This is a genomic window from Citrobacter sp. RHB25-C09 (genome assembly GCF_013836145.1).
In the GTDB taxonomy this organism is placed as follows: domain Bacteria; phylum Pseudomonadota; class Gammaproteobacteria; order Enterobacterales; family Enterobacteriaceae; genus Citrobacter_A.
Genome location: NZ_CP057483.1, coordinates 19,381 through 33,703, shown reverse-complemented (window position 1 = coordinate 33,703; position 14,323 = coordinate 19,381). Strand labels below are relative to the sequence as shown.

The following is a 14,323-nucleotide window of genomic DNA, read 5'->3' as shown; positions in this document are numbered from 1 at the left end:
GCGACAAAGGAGGAGAAATCTGGTAGTGAAGACGGCTGTGCGCACATCGAAGCATAAAAAAGCCCAGCACCTGGGCTGGGCAATATATTACCAACTACACACTTAAGCGGTTCTGAGTTGCTGTACCTTCTTCTCACGACGGATTTTGCGCTCTTCCAGCACTGCGACCATCGCCATCAGAACGATACAACCGATCGCGGCAGCGTCCAGCGCGGCGAAGGTGCCTGCCCAACCGGTAAGGCCGAATACCGGCGTGCCGTCGGCAATCATCCCCAGACCCAGCTTCGCGAAGCTATCGCCGATCAGATAGGCGAAGGTGCCTTTAATTCCGTCAGCCGCGCCGATCGCTTTTTTCGGTACGAAGCCAACGGCGGCAACGCCGATCAGCAACTGCGGGCCAAACACCAGGAAGCCCAGCGCAAACAGCGAAGCCAGATAGACGTACTGGTTACTTGCGTGCTGATAAACGCCCAGGGTGGCAATAATCAACGCCAACGCGACGCAGGCCACCAGCGCCCGACGGCCGTTGGCAAGGTCAGAGAGCCAGCCCCACAGCAGCGTGCCGACCAGCGCGCCCACTTCGAACAGGGTGAAGCCCTGAATCGCCACCTCTTTAGAAAGCTTCAGCTCCTGGAAGGCATACACGGTCGACCACTGGTCAATACCAATGCGCACCACATAAAGGAAGATGTTTGAGAAGCACAGCAGCCAGATCACTTTGTTTTTCAGCACGTACTCAACAAAGATCTGCCATTTGGTCATCTCGTTTTCTTCGGTTTCTTTATCCTCTTCGCTGATCTCCTCACCGAACAGCTCTTCAGCTTTGCCGAGGCCGTAAGATTCCGGGGAGTCGCTGCCGTAGCGCAGACCGATAAAGCCGACAATCAGGGCGATAATCGACGGGAAGATAAACATGCCGATCACGTGGCCGTCGAACAGGTAATTTGCGCCAAACAGCGCCACGCCTGCCGCACCCGCCCCGCCAAGGTTGTGGGAGATGTTCCACATGCCGAGATACGAACCACGCTTGCGGCGCGGGGTCCATTTGGTGATGGTGGAATAGCTGCACGACCCGCCGGTACTCTGGAAGAAACCGCTCAGAGCGTAGAAGGCAATCATCATGAACAGGCTAACGGAGCCCGCACCCATGCTGGCGCTGAAGCCAAGCATACAAATTGCCGAGAGGATCAGCATAAACGGCAGGAACTGCTTGGTGTTTTTGCCGTCCGCGTAGTAGGAAACGACGGTTTTACCCACGCCGTAAGTGATGGAGAAGCCCAGGCCAATCATCCCCAACTGCGTCATGCTCAGCCCGTAGGTTGAGATCATGTCGTTCTGCGCGATGTTAAAGTTTTTGCGGATCAGGTACATGGTCAGGTAGCCGATGAAGACCACCAGATAGGACTGCATGAACGGTTTGAACCACATTTTGCGCCGTACTTCGAGCGGCAACTCCAGGGTTGGCTTGCGCACCTGGTTTAGAAAGGCCAGCATAGGATACTCCTGAGCAAATTTTTATACCTGCGAATGGCAGGCATTGTAAAAATCAGCAGGGGAACTGGCCTGAGACAGCGTCCAGGCGAAACCGGGAAAATTTCTTAGTTTTATCCCACTCGAGGTAAAAAAGTGAGCTGCATCACGCTTCACTAACCGCTCGCGGTGCCTGAGCGTTTAAAAACGGCAACAACAGCAGCGCGGAAATCCCCGCGGCGATACTGATCACGACGAAGAAGCCCGTCCAGTGCCAGGCTTCAAGCACCTGTGCCAATGGCCAGCCGGAAAGCGACGCACCGAGGTAAGCAAACAACCCGACAAACCCGGTCGCCGCACCCGCAGCCTCTTTGTGCGAACACTCTGCGGCCGCCATACCGATCAGCATCTGTGGACCAAACACGAAGAATCCTGTGGTAAAGAAGCACGCTGCCTGCATCACATAGCTGGCAAACGGCATCAGCCAAAGCGATCCTACTGAAAGTAGAATTCCGGCAGCGAAGATTAAGTTCATCGGTCCGCGATTGCCGTTGAACAGTTTGTCCGAGCCCCATCCCGCGACAAGCGCACCAATAAAACCGCCCAGCTCAAACATCGTGACTGCGGTATTGGCGGTCACCAGATCGACCCCCAGCGTCTCCGACATGTAGAGATTGCCCCAGTCATTGATCGCCGCGCGAACCACATACACCAGGACATAACAGAGCGAAAGTAACCAGATGTAGGGATTAAGCAGCACATATTTTGTCAGGATCTGTTGACGGCTTAAGCCCGCGCCCTCCTGCTGTTGCGCGATCTCCAGCGCATCGTGCTGCCAGTCACCTACCGGAGGTAAGCCCACCGCCTGTGGTCGGTCGCGCAGTCGCCAGCAGAGTAAAATACCGACAACAATGGCCAACGCTCCGGCAATCATCATCCCGGCCCGCCAGCCGTAGTGCAGTGCGGTGGCGGCCATCACGATGGGGATCAACGCCCCACCAACGTTATGCGCGGTGTTCCAGATAGCCCACCAGCCGCCGCGCTCGTTTCGCGAATACCATGCCGTTAATAAACGGGCGCAAACGGGCGCTCCCCACCCCTGAAAGAACGCATTCAAGGCCCAAAGCAGCGCAAATGCCCATAGCGAGGTTGAAAAACCAAACAGGATATTCACCACACCAGTAGCAATGAGGCCGATCCCCATAAAATAACGGGCGTTGGAACGATCGCTGACGATACCCGAAACAAATTTCGACAGGCCATAGGTGATGTAAAACAGCGTTGCCAGCAGGCCGATATCACTGCGGGTTAGCACGCCGCTGACGAGGATTTCAGGTACGGCTGCGTTAAAACTTTTACGCGTGAAATAGAACAGGGCATAGCCCAGCCAGATGGTCAGGAGAATATGCCGTCGCCAGTAGCGATAGAGAGTGTCAACCTGATGTTGATCAGCGATCAGCGGCGCATTGGCCGGAGCTTTTAAAAACGAAAACATCGCCGCTCCTTAAGCGTAGCGTAAAGGCAACGAGACGCTGACGCGCGTGCCGTGGGTACAGGAAATGGTTAGCGAACCACCGAGCGCCGTGACCCGTTCGCGCATACCGGTCAGACCAAACCCCTGCTGCTGGCCGGAGTCGGGAGGCAGGCCATTGCCATCATCGTCCATGACCAACATCAGCCGCTCGTCCTGCTGCCAGCCCTGCAGCGTTACCGCACTTGCATTGGCGTGCTTAACAATATTGTTCAGCCCTTCCTGACAAACGCGGAACAGTGTTACCCGCTGACCCTCGCTAAGCGCAGATTCGTCGATCCGCCAGTCGAGGTGGCTGATAATGCCACGGCCTTCCAGCTCCATCTCGCGCATTAAGGAACGTATGGCTTGTTCCAGCGAGAGGTCGTCCAACTGACGCGGCCGCAATCGGCCCAGCAACCGACGCACCGAGTCGTAAACGCCAAGCGACAATTGTTCGATAAACTGACCGCTCTGTTTTGCGCCACCATTTTCACCCGCCAGGCGCTGCACGATGCCAGCTTGCGTACGAATAGCAGTAATCGTCTGGCCGATATCGTCATGTAGCTCACGCGCGACGTCGCGGCGCACGCTCTCTTCTGTTTCCACAAGACGTTCGGCCAGCCGGTGATTACGCGCCAGTTCGTTTTGCAGCGACTGGTTAAGTTCACGCAGGCGCTGAATTCCCGCCCCCAGTAGCAATCCGGTCAGGCTTTGAACCAGCAATGAGAGCAGCAAATCAACGGGATGGTCATGCCAGGTCTGACTGGCGATCAGCGCGATAGCATTCATCAGGGTCGCAATCAGCGCTCCCTGCCAGCCATAGTGCCAGGCCAGCGCGATGATCGGCAGTGCGAGACAGAAGGGGGTAAACCGCGACAGCTCGGCGGGCAACCCCAACTGTAGCCACAGGCTAACGGTAAACAGCAGCAGGTACCAGATAAGATGACGTCCCCGCCAGTTAATCGGCTGCGACACCAACGCCGGGCCGAGCGGCAGCCAGGTCGTGCTGGTGAGATAATGCCAGAACACCAGACAAATCGGCGCGAGCGTCAACCCGCCAGTCAGGGTCAGAAGCAGCGCGTTCCAGGTGGTTTCACCTTGTCCAAGCCAGGGCAGCGACTGCAATAGCGCCGCTGCGGTTAGCGCCGCGCCTTGCAAGAGCAACGTGCGCCAGTCGCGCTGGTGACGATAGCGAGAGATTAACGCCACCGGAATCAAAGTCAGCGCGCTTCCGATCATCAATAGCGGCAAATGCGCCAACGCCACTTCTTGTGCCAGCCAGAATACCAGCAACCATTCCGCCCCAAGAAGCACCGGCCAGTATCCACGAGGGCATTGCAGCATCATTCCCAGACGCAGGCCAAACGGAAACAGCAATACCGCCAGTTCAGGGCGTTCAACCAGATGCAGGCTGATGCTCCACAGGCAAAACCAGGCGGCGGAGAAGATAAAAAAGCAGGCAACGACGGTGATAAACCGGGAAAAAAACGTCTTCATTGCCAGCCGTCAAACATCCTGCGTGCCAGTTCCACATCATTGCTGACGCCCAGTTTTTCCATCAGATTCGCACGATGGACGTGCACCGTTTTTGGCGAAAGCCCCAGTTCTGTCGCAATCTCTTTTACCGCCATTCCCTGAGAGAGTTTTTCAGCTACCTGACGTTCGCGTCTGGTGAGAGGATCCTGACGTCCAGCCGCCAGCTTGATAGCGATTTCCGGCGTGAGATAACAGCCGCCCGTGGCAACAGTATGCACTGCGGCAATCAGTTCATCAGGGCTACACCGTTTGGAGAGGAAGCCGCGTGCCCCGGCGTTAAGCGCTTGTTCAACTAACGCCGGGCTGTCGTGCACCGAAAGCATGATCGTCGCCATCCCTTTTGGCAGTTGGCTCAGCAACTCTAACCCGGATATGTCAGGCATGGAGATGTCACAAATACAGACCTGAACCCCACGTCCAGGCAGTCCAGACAGCGCTTCACGCCCGGATCCAAACTCTGCCACCACCTGAAAATCGGGTTCCAGCCCCAGGAGTTGAGCAAAGCCAGAGCGGACGATAAGGTGGTCGTCAATGAGGGCAACGGTGATCATGGGTTTCATCCTGGCACTAAGGCATACCTGATGGCGCTGCGCTTATCAGGCCTACTGGCAGGTGCCGTTATAGGCCGGACAAGTGGTTACGTCGCCATCCGGCAAAGCGCTTACCTTAACGATAAGCGCGTTGCTGTTCAAGCCTTGAGCGGCTCACTCAAAGAACACCGCAATTTTGTTGAACATCGTCGGATCGGACTGGTTACGCACCACTTTTGCTACATCTTCCAGCTTGTCGATCTGCGCAATCATCTGCTCCAGACGCTGGTCGTCGTTCACCAGTAGCCAGATGCGACTCTGGTCGCTGCCCTGAATCGGCAAACAGAGAATACCCTCAACGTTAAACGCACGACGCGCGAACAGGCCGCAGACGTGGGTCATAACGCCAGGGTGGTTGCGGACGGTGAGTTCCAGAATGACGTTATCATGTGATTGTTTCTGCATGGCTTATTCCCCCACCATCTCAGTATTTGCCGCTCCCGGCGGTACCATCGGATACACTTTTTCTTCTGCATCAATTCGTACGTGGATCAGCGCCGGCCCCGGTCGATTGATGATCGCCTGCAACGCGGCCTGCGGGTCGGCTTCGTTATTTAAGTCACAGGTTTCCAGCCCAAACCCGGCGGCAATCTGCATAAAGTTGATCGTTCCTGGATAAGTCGCAGCAAACACGCCCTGCTTATAGAACAGGCTTTGTTGCTGGTGCACCAGCCCCAGTGCTTCGTTGTTCATCAGAATGATTTTCACATCCAGTTGGTTTTCGCTGGCGGTGGCCATTTCCTGAATGTTCATCATCAGGCTACCGTCGCCGGAAAAGCACAGCACTTTTTTGTCCGGATTGGCCAGCGCCGCACCAATCGCCGCAGGCAGGCCAAAGCCCATGGTGCCCAGCCCGCCAGAGGTCAGCCACTGGCGCGGTCGGTTCAACGGATAAGCCTGCGCCGCCCACATCTGATGTTGCCCCACGTCGGTGGTGATAATCGCACTGTCGTCTACACAGGCGGCTACCGCGTTAATCAGGCCATAATGGCTGAGCGGATTGCTCTCTTGCGGAATGGTACAGGGAAACTCACGCTGCAAGTCGCTCACCAACTGATGCCACTCGCTGCGCGGCTGCGCTTCAATCTGCGGAATTAACTGCGCCAGCACCTCATCCACGTCAGCCTGAATGGCAATGTGCGGCTGCTTAATTTTCCCCAATTCCGCGCGGTCGATATCCACATGAATAATTTTGGCATTCGGGCAGAACTGTTCGGTTTTGCCAATCGCCCGGTCATCAAAACGTGCCCCCAGCACCACCAGTAAATCCGTCTCCTGCAGGATATAGTTTGTGCTGCGCGCGCCGTGCATCCCCAGCATCCCTAACGACAGCGGGTGCGCCTTCGGCAGCATGCCCAGCGCCATCAGTGTCATGGTAGTTGGTAACTGGGCTTTTTCCGCCAGTTCGCGCACCCGCTCGGGCGCGTTTATCACTCCACCGCCGAGGTACAGCACCGGACGTTTTGCGGCGTTAATCATCGCAGCCGCTTCGCGAACACTGTCTGCGCTGAATGCCGGTGCGGCCATAATCTCTGCCGGTGCAGGCATCTCTTCAATGTCGAAAACCGCCGTCTGTACGTCCTTAGGTACGTCTATCCACACCGGGCCAGGACGACCTGACTGAGCAAGACGGAACGCGTCGCTCATCACCTGAGGGAGTTCATCGATATGTCTGACCAGATAGTTGTGTTTAGTGATGGGGATAGAGATACCGTAGGTGTCCACTTCCTGAAAGGCATCGGTGCCGATCATCGAGGCAGGGACCTGTCCGGTGATACACACCAGCGGGATGGAATCCAGGCGCGCATCGGCGATGGCGGTCACCAGGTTGGTTGCGCCAGGTCCGCTACAGGCCATACAGACTGCGGGTTTGCCATCGGTACGCGCCATGCCCTGCGCGATAAATCCGGCCCCCTGCTCGTGGCGCGCCAGAATGTGACGGATTTGCGTACTCTGGCTCAGTGCGTCATAGACAGGCAGTATTGAACCGCCCGGGATCCCCGTGACAATGGTAATGCCCTGACGTTCCAGAAAATGAACGATGAACTCCGCGCCGGTAAAACGCGTACGCGTGGATGTTGATGCTGTGCCCGAACTTGCCATGCTCCAGTCCTTTCTTCTGAGCCGACTTTCCGGGTGGGTGCCTTAAACGAAAAACCCCGCCCGGTTTGCGCCGGCGGGGTTTTGGAATCGTGTGTTGTTCCGGACCCTACGGCGCATTGCCGACGACCACCACCACACGCACGACGACCGCTGCGCTAGATGGCGCAGTGTTTAGTAGGGTCGCAGTCAGCATGGAAGGGTTCATTAGGGACCTTGTCTGTTTTAGTGATTAACAGGATTTATACAAGCACAGCTTTTTAAGCGAAACAACGGAAAAATTTTCATCTGTATGAAAATGCGTCGACGATCACGTTTCGCAGATAAAAAAGGCTGAAAACAAAAAACCCCGCCGGAGCGAGGTTTTTTCAGCGTTATGCGGTTGGTTGCCGCAGAGCACACTGTGTTATGTCAACAGCGAAAGTATACGCGTTCTGCGAAGAACACGCAATTTCGGCGCGAATTTTGACGCATTTGAGTATGAACCAGAAGTTTTGTTCTGTCCATAAATTACTGTTCATTCATACAGTATTTATCTATAATATCCCAGTACGCAATGTGTTAGGTGGGGCCGCATCGTAAACCGGCGCAACAAAGTCCTGGCTGAAACGGGTGGTGCCGTCAGCGCCTTAACCCCCCGGTGAGCACACTGTGTTATGTCAACAAAGGTGCTGGTAACAGGCGGCGGAAAGGTACGTCAGCACCGTGCTCCTTTGACCAAAAGGAGACGCGTATGAGCCTCGTGGATATCGCTATTCTTATCCTCAAACTCATTGTTGCAGCCATGCAACTGCTTGATGCTGTTCTGAAGTACTTCAAGTAATTCAGATTCAAGTCGCACCAAAGGGGAGCGGGCAACCGCTCCCCTTTCACATCTGCCTGATGCTTGTCTTCTAAGGATATGTTACGTTTTTATGACGTTAACCTGAGATGGCAAGACGATGACCCTTTCCGTTTTTTGCATTTTGCTGTTCGCCGCACTGCTACACGCCAGTTGGAACGCCATTGTAAAAGCGGGAAATGATAAGCTCTTTGCCGCGATCGGCGTCAGCGGCTCCGCTGCCATTACGGCGCTGCTTTGTCTGCCCTTCGCGCCGCAGCCTTCAACAGCCAGTATTCCTTTCTTAGCGGCATCCACCGCCCTGCAGGTAATTTACACCGTGCTGGTCGCCCGAACCTATTCGGTTTCGGATATGAGTCAGACCTACCCGCTGATGCGCGGGACCGCACCGCTGCTGGTAGCGATTATCAGTGTCCTTTTTCTGGGTGATAGCCTGTCCGTGATGGCCTGGGTGGGTATTGCGGTGATTTGCACGGCGATACTCGGCATGGCCTTTAACGGTCGGGCGAGTTCCCGGCAGGGAATTGTGCTCGCGCTGATTAACGCCTGTTTCATCGCCAGCTACACGCTGGTGGACGGGACCGGGGTCCGGCTCTCAGAAACCGCGCTGGGCTATACGCTCTGGACCTTCTTTTTAAACGGTTCCTGTCTGCTGGGTTGGGCGATGATTGCCCGCAGGCCGGAGGCGCTGCGTTATCTGGGGCAGCACTGGAAGAAAGGGATTTTTGGCGGTATTGCCACTATGGGCTCTTACGGGCTGGCGCTGTGGGCAATGACGCTTGCACCGCTGGCGGTCGTTGCCGCGCTGCGGGAAACGTCGATTTTGTTTGGCGCACTGATCGCCTGGCTATTGCTGAAAGAGCGCGTTGCGGGGATGCGCCTGATTGCAGCGGGAGGTATTGCCGCCGGAGCGATTTTGCTGCGGTTATCCTGATTGCTGTTGGTGAGGTTGCCGGATGGCGGCGTACAGCTGTTCACTCCTTGTAGGCCTGATAAGCGCAGCGCCATCAGGCATTAACGCAGGATGGCGGTCGACATGACGACAGAGGGCTGATCACTTCCGGCAACATTTATTGCCGCATTTTGTTTACATATCCTGCCGTTGTCCCCTTTTCCATTCCTGCAAACCATCTGGTCTTCTTCTTCTGTTGTGCTAGATTTCACTCGCATTTATGGGAATGCGCAGCACCTTATTCTTATTTTTTCTCTTTTTGAAAAGTATTCAGCGAAATGAAAAGGCAGAGAAGCGTCAATTTGTTGTTGATGTTGGTCATACTTGTAGCTGTCGGTCAGATGGCGCAAACCATATATATCCCCGCCATTGCCGATATGGCTCGCGAGCTAAATGTCCGCGAGGGGGCCGTGCAGAGCGTGATGGCCGCCTACCTGTTGACCTATGGCGTATCGCAGCTGTTTTACGGCCCGCTTTCCGACCGCATAGGACGCCGCCCGGTGATCCTCGCCGGAATGTCTATTTTTATGCTGGCAACGCTGGTCGCTATGACAACCCACAGCCTGACAGTACTGATTGCCGCCAGCGCGTTGCAGGGGATGGGCACTGGTGTGGGCGGGGTTATGGCTCGCACCCTACCGCGCGATCTTTACCAGGGCACGCAGTTGCGCCACGCCAACAGTCTTCTGAATATGGGGATTCTGGTCAGCCCTCTGCTGGCGCCGTTAATCGGCGGCCTGTTGGATACGGCCTGGAACTGGCGCGCCTGTTACGTTTTTCTGTTCATCCTGTGCGCGGGTGTAACCTTCAGCATGGCGCGCTGGATGCCCGAAACTCGTCCTGTTGATGCGCCCCGCACACGACTGCTCACCAGCTATAAGGTCTTGTTTGGCAACGGTGCGTTTAACTGCTATCTGCTGATGCTCATTGGCGGGTTGGCTGGTATCGCGGTGTTTGAAGCCTGTTCCGGCGTGTTAATGGGGGCAGTTTTAGGCTTTAACAGCATGACAGTCAGCATCCTGTTTATTCTGCCAATTCCGGCTGCGTTCTTTGGCGCATGGTTTGCGGGTCGCCCGAACAAGCGTTTTTCCACGCTGATGTGGCAGTCGGTGGTGAGTTGTCTGCTGGCAGGGCTGATGATGTGGATCCCCGGCTGGTTTGGCGTGATGAACGTCTGGACGCTGCTGATCCCTGCCGCGCTGTTCTTCTTCGGTGCCGGAATGCTGTTTCCGCTGGCGACCAGCGGAGCGATGGAGCCGTTCCCGTTCCTCGCAGGGACGGCGGGTGCGCTGGTTGGCGGTCTGCAAAATATCGGTTCAGGCGTGCTGGCCTGGCTGTCTGCGATGCTTCCTCAAACCGGTCAGGGCAGTCTTGGTCTGCTGATGACGCTCATGGGGCTGCTGATATTACTGTGCTGGCTACCGCTGGCGGCGCGTATGTCGCACCAGGGGCAGGCTATTTAATGCGTGGCAACCCGGCCTGTTCGTGCAACCAGCCGATAAAGGCCTCGATTTTTGGCCACTGTCTGCCAGGCAGCGTCGTGATGTAATAATGCTGGTGGCAGGTGAGCGACATCTCGCCAAAGGGAGCGACAAGTTCGCCACTTTCCAGTCGCTTCTCCACCAGCCGTTTTCTTCCCATCGCCACACCGATATGGTTCATCGCAGCGATGACCGCCAGGTCGGAACGATCGAAGCCAATCCCCGACGATGTCGGCAAATTCACGCCAAAATGTTGCGCCCAACTGTGCCATTCATCGGTCCCGGAATCATTGCTCCACGCCTGACGGTCATGCAACAAGGTACAATGGGGCAAATTCACCAACGATCCCAGTAAGTCAAAGCGTTGCGCATATTCCGGGCTGCAAACCGGCAGGATTTCTTCATCCATTAAAAAATGGTGGGACAACTGCGAAGATGGCGCATCGTCAAAGTACAGCGCCAGATCAACTCCGGCACGCTGCAAATTCACGTTATCGTTGCCGGTCAGGATAGTCAGTGAGATCGACGGATAACGGCGCGTGAAGTCACCCAGCGCGGGTACCAGCCAGCATTGGGCGATTGACGGACGTGAATAGACGGTCAGCGTCCCCGACAGCTCCTGGTTTTTGATGTCCAGAATCTCCTGATTCAGCATATCCAGCGACGACTTCAGCGCCCAGAATACCCGCTTCCCTTCGTGGGTAAGCTCTACTTTGCGATGCGATCGGACAAAAAGCTGAATTCCCAACTCGGCTTCCAGTTGGTTGATGCGGTGACTCACGGCGCTGGGGCTGAGCGACAGCTCATCAGCCGCCATCGCAAATGACTGGTGCCTTGCCGCCACTTCAAACGTGTACAGTTTGGATAATTGCCAGCCGTTGAGAAGCTGGTTTCTGACTTCGCGTGGAGCTTCCATTGTTGCCTCGATGACATCAGCGTCCGTTTTACGAAGTGTAAAAAAAGATGCGGAAAAAATCAGCACAAAGATGAATGAGAGTGAACCATAATAAAAAAACAGCTGATTATTCGACGCACATCACTTCTTTGATCCAATCTGATTCACGTGAGAGACAATTTATATCGTTTGTCAGCCAGTGCTGTAATTTTGTCCAATAGGGACAGGTAAATCACAGGGCAAGGTGAGATATGCACTCTCAAATCTGGGTTGTAAGCACGCTGCTGATTAGCATTGTGTTGATTGTATTGACCATCGTGAAATTTAAATTCCACCCGTTCCTGGCGCTTCTTCTCGCCAGTTTCTTCGTGGGCACCATGATGGGCATGGGACCGCTGGACATGGTCAATGCCATTGAAAGCGGTATTGGCGGCACGCTTGGCTTTCTTGCCGCCGTTATCGGCCTTGGCACTATCCTCGGTAAGATGATGGAAGTCTCTGGCGCCGCAGAACGCATCGGCTTAACACTTCAGCGCTGCCGCTGGCTCTCCGCTGACGTTATTATGGTGCTGGTGGGGCTGATTTGCGGTATCACGCTGTTCGTGGAAGTCGGCGTCGTGCTGCTCATTCCGTTGGCGTTTTCGATTGCGAAAAAAACGAACACCTCACTGCTGAAGCTGGCGATTCCCTTGTGTACCGCGCTGATGGCCGTACACTGCGTCGTGCCACCCCATCCGGCAGCACTGTTCGTGGCAAACAAGCTGGGCGCGGATATCGGTTCTGTCATTGTTTACGGTCTACTGGTTGGCCTGATGGCGTCGCTGGTTGGCGGCCCGCTGTTCCTGAAATTCCTCGGCAACCGTCTGCCATTCAAACCGGTTCCCGCTGAGTTTTCTGATCTCAAAGTCCGCGATGAAAGTACGCTGCCTTCTCTGGGCGCAACGCTCTTTACCGTCCTGCTGCCAATCGGTTTGATGCTGGTGAAGACCGTGGCAGAGCTGAACATGACTAAAGGCGGGACGCTGTATACGCTGCTGGAGTTTATCGGCAACCCAATCACCGCCATGTTTATCGCCGTCTTCGTGGCTTACTACATCCTTGGCCTGCGTCAGCACATGAGCATGGGTGCGATGCTGACCCACACCGAAAACGGCTTTGGCTCAATCGCCAATATCCTGCTGATTATCGGCGCGGGCGGGGCATTTAACGCCATCCTGAAGAGCAGCAGTCTGGCCGACACGCTGGCAGTTATCCTCTCCAATATGGATATGCACCCGATTTTGCTGGCCTGGCTGGTGGCGCTGATTCTGCATGCGGCGGTCGGTTCCGCAACGGTGGCGATGATGGGCGCAACGGCAATTGTCTCGCCGATGCTACCGCTCTATCCCAACGTTAGCCCTGAAATCATTGCTATTGCCATCGGTTCCGGTGCCATTGGCTGCACGATCGTGACTGACTCTCTTTTCTGGCTGGTGAAGCAATACTGCGGCGCGACCCCTGAATGAGACGTTTAAGTACTATACGACCGCGACATTTATCGCGTCGGTCATTGCCCTGGCTTGCACATTCCTGCTTTCCTTTATCATCTAAGCGCTAAGAGACGTACTATGGAAAACCTACAAAAACTTATCGCCCGGTATCCTTTGGTAGAGGATCTGGTCGCCCTTAAAGAAACGACCTGGTTCAACCCTGCCACCACCACGCTTGCGGAAGGTTTACCTTACGTGGGACTGACGGAACAGGACGTGAAGGGCGCTCACGCCCGCCTGGCACGCTTCGCACCGTATCTCGCCAAGGCCTTTCCGGAAACCGCTGCCACCGGAGGAATCATTGAATCTGAGGTTGTGGCGATCCCGGCAATGCAAAAACGGCTGGAAAAGCAGTACGGGCAAAAAATCAGCGGTAAAATGCTGCTGAAAAAAGACAGCCATCTGCCGATTTCCGGTTCGATTAAGGCGCGAGGCGGCATTTATGAAGTATTGGCCCATGCCGAAAAACTGGCGTTAGACGCAGGGATGATCACCACAGAAGACGACTATAGCGCGCTGCTATGTCCGGAGTTCAAAGATTTCTTTAGCCAGTACAGCATCGCGGTGGGCTCCACCGGCAACCTGGGGCTGTCTATCGGTATCATGAGCGCACGCATTGGCTTTAAGGTTACCGTACATATGTCCGCCGACGCCCGCGCCTGGAAAAAAGCCAAGCTGCGCAGTCATGGGGTCACGGTCATTGAGTACGAAGAAGATTACGGCGTGGCGGTTGAACAAGGACGTAAAGCTGCAGAGGCCGATCCAAACTGCTTCTTTATCGACGATGAAAACTCGCGCACTCTGTTTTTGGGCTATGCGGTGGCAGGGCAGCGCCTGAAGACGCAGTTCGATAAACACGGTCGCGTGGTGGATGCCGATCATCCGCTATTTGTGTATTTGCCATGTGGTGTTGGCGGTGGCCCTGGTGGGGTCGCGTTTGGACTGAAATTGGCATTTGGCGATAACGTTCACTGCTTCTTTGCGGAACCAACGCACTCGCCTTGTATGCTGCTGGGCGTGTATACCGGTTTGCATGATGAAATTTCGGTACAGGATATTGGCATTGATAACCTGACAGCAGCGGATGGCCTGGCGGTAGGTCGCGCATCCGGATTTGTGGGTCGCGCAATGGAACGTCTGCTCGACGGCCTTTACACCCTCGATGACCAGACAATGTATGACATGCTCGGCTGGCTGGCACAGGAAGAAGATATTCGTCTGGAACCGTCGGCGCTGGCGGGTATGGCCGGACCTCAGCGCGTTTGTGGATCCGCCGATTATCAGCAAATCCAGGGGTTCACCCCGGCGCAACTGAATAACGCCACGCACCTGGTCTGGGCGACGGGCGGGGGCATGGTGCCAGAAGCAGAAATGGCGCAATATCTGGCGAAAGGGCGTTAATTTCTGATCATCTCA

Annotated in this window: 12 protein-coding genes and 1 pseudogene; 5 read left to right on the top strand and 8 right to left on the bottom strand. The window is 55.4% G+C overall.

Going from position 1 to position 14,323, the window contains the following annotated elements:
- Nucleotides 1-102 precede the first annotated feature (102 nt).
- The 7 genes from uhpT to ivbL form a co-directional block, all read right to left on the bottom strand.
- Complete coding sequence (gene uhpT, locus HVY19_RS00155) at nucleotides 103-1,494, bottom strand: hexose-6-phosphate:phosphate antiporter (protein ID WP_181682442.1); 1,392 nt, start codon at nucleotides 1,492-1,494, stop codon at nucleotides 103-105.
- Between the two features lie 142 nt (nucleotides 1,495-1,636).
- Complete coding sequence (locus tag HVY19_RS00150; protein ID WP_181682441.1) at nucleotides 1,637-2,965, bottom strand: MFS transporter; 1,329 nt, start codon at nucleotides 2,963-2,965, stop codon at nucleotides 1,637-1,639.
- 9 nt (nucleotides 2,966-2,974) lie between these two features.
- Nucleotides 2,975-4,480, bottom strand: a complete 1,506-nt coding sequence (gene uhpB, locus HVY19_RS00145) for a signal transduction histidine-protein kinase/phosphatase UhpB (protein WP_181682440.1) — start codon at nucleotides 4,478-4,480, stop codon at nucleotides 2,975-2,977.
- Entirely contained in the window at nucleotides 4,477-5,070 is a 594-nt protein-coding gene (uhpA, locus tag HVY19_RS00140; RefSeq protein WP_181682439.1) for a transcriptional regulator UhpA, read from the bottom strand. The genes uhpB and uhpA overlap by 4 nt, the downstream gene beginning before the upstream one ends.
- 153 nt (nucleotides 5,071-5,223) lie before the next feature.
- On the bottom strand, nucleotides 5,224-5,514 hold the full coding sequence (ilvN, locus tag HVY19_RS00135; RefSeq protein ID WP_181682438.1) for an acetolactate synthase small subunit: 291 nt from the start codon (nucleotides 5,512-5,514) through the stop codon (nucleotides 5,224-5,226).
- 3 nt (nucleotides 5,515-5,517) lie between these two features.
- Nucleotides 5,518-7,212, bottom strand: a complete 1,695-nt coding sequence (gene ilvB, locus HVY19_RS00130; protein ID WP_181682437.1) for an acetolactate synthase large subunit — start codon at nucleotides 7,210-7,212, stop codon at nucleotides 5,518-5,520.
- Between the two features lie 106 nt (nucleotides 7,213-7,318).
- Nucleotides 7,319-7,417 (bottom strand): ilvB operon leader peptide IvbL, encoded by a 99-nt coding sequence (gene ivbL, locus HVY19_RS00125; protein ID WP_012908030.1) that lies wholly within the window; start codon nucleotides 7,415-7,417, stop codon nucleotides 7,319-7,321.
- A 525-nt stretch (nucleotides 7,418-7,942) separates the two neighbouring features.
- On the opposite strand from ivbL, the gene tisB reads away from it, so the two are divergent.
- From tisB to emrD, 3 genes are all read left to right on the top strand, one after another.
- Entirely contained in the window at nucleotides 7,943-8,032 is a 90-nt protein-coding gene (gene tisB, locus HVY19_RS00120) for a type I toxin-antitoxin system toxin TisB (RefSeq protein ID WP_181682436.1), read from the top strand.
- Between the two features lie 118 nt (nucleotides 8,033-8,150).
- Nucleotides 8,151-8,984 carry a DMT family transporter gene (locus tag HVY19_RS00115; RefSeq protein WP_181682435.1) on the top strand — a complete coding sequence of 278 codons (834 nt, stop codon included), beginning with the start codon at nucleotides 8,151-8,153 and terminating at the stop codon, nucleotides 8,982-8,984.
- A 296-nt stretch (nucleotides 8,985-9,280) separates the two neighbouring features.
- Nucleotides 9,281-10,465: a multidrug efflux MFS transporter EmrD gene (emrD, locus tag HVY19_RS00110; protein WP_181682434.1), complete on the top strand. Its 1,185-nt coding sequence runs from the start codon at nucleotides 9,281-9,283 to the stop codon at nucleotides 10,463-10,465.
- Here the strand turns inward: emrD and dsdC are convergent.
- Nucleotides 10,458-11,399 (bottom strand): DNA-binding transcriptional regulator DsdC, encoded by a 942-nt coding sequence (gene dsdC / locus HVY19_RS00105; RefSeq protein ID WP_181682433.1) that lies wholly within the window; start codon nucleotides 11,397-11,399, stop codon nucleotides 10,458-10,460. The two genes, emrD and dsdC, sit on opposite strands and share 8 nt — an antisense overlap.
- 230 nt (nucleotides 11,400-11,629) lie before the next feature.
- Between dsdC and dsdX the strand changes: the two are divergent.
- Together dsdX and dsdA are read left to right on the top strand one after the other, a co-directional pair.
- A pseudogene (gene dsdX / locus HVY19_RS00100) lies at nucleotides 11,630-12,968 on the top strand (D-serine transporter DsdX).
- Between the two features lie 17 nt (nucleotides 12,969-12,985).
- Nucleotides 12,986-14,308 carry a D-serine ammonia-lyase gene (gene dsdA / locus HVY19_RS00095; RefSeq protein WP_181682432.1) on the top strand — a complete coding sequence of 441 codons (1,323 nt, stop codon included), beginning with the start codon at nucleotides 12,986-12,988 and terminating at the stop codon, nucleotides 14,306-14,308.
- Nucleotides 14,309-14,323 lie beyond the last annotated feature (15 nt).

Bases quoted from the DNA above. Each gene is read 5' to 3' on its own strand.
- uhpB (WP_181682440.1), bottom strand. From the start codon at position 4,480: ATGAAGACGTTTTTTTCCCGGTTTATCACCGTCGTTGCCTGCTTTTTT.
- HVY19_RS00150 (WP_181682441.1), bottom strand. From the start codon at position 2,965: ATGTTTTCGTTTTTAAAAGCTCCGGCCAATGCGCCGCTGATCGCTGAT.
- tisB (WP_181682436.1), top strand. From the start codon at position 7,943: ATGAGCCTCGTGGATATCGCTATTCTTATCCTCAAACTCATTGTTGCA.
- emrD (WP_181682434.1), top strand. From the start codon at position 9,281: ATGAAAAGGCAGAGAAGCGTCAATTTGTTGTTGATGTTGGTCATACTT.
- dsdA (WP_181682432.1), top strand. From the start codon at position 12,986: ATGGAAAACCTACAAAAACTTATCGCCCGGTATCCTTTGGTAGAGGAT.
- uhpA (WP_181682439.1), bottom strand. From the start codon at position 5,070: ATGATCACCGTTGCCCTCATTGACGACCACCTTATCGTCCGCTCTGGC.
- uhpT (WP_181682442.1), bottom strand. From the start codon at position 1,494: ATGCTGGCCTTTCTAAACCAGGTGCGCAAGCCAACCCTGGAGTTGCCG.
- ilvN (WP_181682438.1), bottom strand. From the start codon at position 5,514: ATGCAGAAACAATCACATGATAACGTCATTCTGGAACTCACCGTCCGC.
- ivbL (WP_012908030.1), bottom strand. From the start codon at position 7,417: ATGAACCCTTCCATGCTGACTGCGACCCTACTAAACACTGCGCCATCT.
- ilvB (WP_181682437.1), bottom strand. From the start codon at position 7,212: ATGGCAAGTTCGGGCACAGCATCAACATCCACGCGTACGCGTTTTACC.
- HVY19_RS00115 (WP_181682435.1), top strand. From the start codon at position 8,151: ATGACCCTTTCCGTTTTTTGCATTTTGCTGTTCGCCGCACTGCTACAC.
- dsdC (WP_181682433.1), bottom strand. From the start codon at position 11,399: ATGGAAGCTCCACGCGAAGTCAGAAACCAGCTTCTCAACGGCTGGCAA.